Source organism: Sporolactobacillus shoreae (assembly GCF_004684935.1).
In the GTDB taxonomy this organism is placed as follows: domain Bacteria; phylum Bacillota; class Bacilli; order Bacillales; family Sporolactobacillaceae; genus Sporolactobacillus; species Sporolactobacillus shoreae.
Genome location: NZ_SRJD01000060.1, coordinates 1 through 1,733, shown reverse-complemented (window position 1 = coordinate 1,733; position 1,733 = coordinate 1). Strand labels below are relative to the sequence as shown.

At 49.5% G+C, this 1,733-nt stretch carries 1 protein-coding gene; it reads right to left on the bottom strand.

Annotation, left to right across the window (positions count from 1 at the left end; genetic code table 11):
- Positions 1 to 234: 234 nt before the first annotated feature.
- Complete coding sequence (locus tag E4665_RS17980; protein WP_135350178.1) at positions 235 to 1,563, bottom strand: IS1380 family transposase; 1,329 nt, start codon at positions 1,561 to 1,563, stop codon at positions 235 to 237.
- Positions 1,564 to 1,733 lie beyond the last annotated feature (170 nt).

Here is a 1,733-nt window from a genome sequence, read left to right as displayed (position 1 = left end):
CCTGAATTATTCATAGAACGAGTTTTTTCCGTTCCTGAGCGGAGATTTCTCGAAAAATCAAGCCATTTTTGACACGTCCAGATTCAAAATGAATCGGCTCATCAAAGTTTCGGCAATTGACATACGTACCTGATCGTATTTTAAGCGACCCGGAGACGTTTTGCCCAACTTGTGGGCAGACTGATCCCGTCTCCGCCTGTTTCCATTGAATTTTATCAGGTTCCCGGGGTGATATTACTTTGGAATCGGCAATCTCCGGATGTTAGTCAGCGTCTGCCAGAATGTTTTCTGATAGAGGCAGTGGCTGCAGAGCCTGAATATCAGGTAGCGGCCAGAACGGACCAGCTTCCCGGCAATTTTGATGAGACGAAGACGAACGGTATCCATGCGAAGCACCTTTTCCTTCAGGGCCTTCGGCAGGCAAAGCAGACGAAACCCAGCTTGAATATTACTAGCCAGTACCCGGATCTGCAGTTTGGCTGCGTTGGCTTCAAAACGTGAGCTACTCAACTGGTCAAAGGCAAATCCGTTTTTACCCTCCTTGATCAGGTTCTCCATCGTGCCCCGGTTCTGATAGAACTTGACGACACGTTTGGCCGGAAGACTCATGTTCGTGACGATGAAGGTGGGGTGAAAAAACAGTTCGCCTTCCGGTCGTTCCAGTTTAACCACCACCCGGCGGGCGGTGTCCCAAGAAGCCGCCTGATACTGAAATTCGGTATAAAACGCGGCCCGGGCACCTGTCGGTATCGCCTGTTTCTTTTGATATTGCTCGACCCATTCCTGTGCTTTTTCATTCAGCCTGTGATTGGCTTTCAGACGAATGGCATAAAAAACATCGTTTTTCTCACACAGGGTATACAGCCCGGGAACGGCGAATCCGCTATCCCCGCGAAGGCCCAAGGTTTGACCGGAGACGAGCGCCCGATAGTGCTTGAGCACAGGCTGGATAAAGTCCACTACGCCACGGGAGGTGTAGACATTGCCCGACCGCAGGTCGGCTTTCAGACAGTATCCAGTGAGTGAGTCAAACAGGAAGAGTGGATGAAAACCGGTATCCTGGTAATGGGCATTGTAGGCAGCTTTTTCCTGATTTCCGGCCGTTTCAAAATTCGCCGAGTCCACGTCAAGGACCATTTGTGCGCGGGGATGCAAGGCAAAAAGGTGATCCAGATAGGCCTGATTGATCGCTTCCAGTGACTGAACCGTCTCCTCATCTGCCTTTTGATTGAGCCGGGAAAGTGTGGGCTGAGAGGCGAGCCGGTCTTTCCCAAGAAGGGTCGTGAATACGGGCTCGGTTCCCAGTTCATCCGCCTGATCATCCGTGTGATAGCCGGCCAAATGCTGGTAGATTTTCTGAATCACCACCTCCGCGTTGGAATGAATCGCGTGGAAAACAGGATCTTTGACTTTGAGCCCCTCCTGAACGAGCTGACTGAAGCCTGTCTTTTCGTCAAATTCCCGGTACAGAAGCAGCCCGGAGTCGGAGGAAAGCGCACCACCGGTGAAATTGATCTTAACTTTCTTGTTGAACAGGCATGACTTTTCCTCTACACTGAGCATATGAGGAGCCTCCTTGTATGTTTTTGGTTTGGTCACCTATAATCATACAAAGGAGTGGCTCCTTTTTCATTAATTTTAATCACCCAATCAGTGAAAATGAGAAAATCGTTACAACACTGAGTAAGTAAGCATTTTAGCTAATCAAATAGATTGGCCGTGAATAATTCAGG

Coding starts and splice junctions, on each gene's coding strand:
- E4665_RS17980 (WP_135350178.1), bottom strand. CDS start 1,563: ATGCTCAGTGTAGAGGAAAAGTCATGCCTGTTCAACAAGAAAGTTAAG.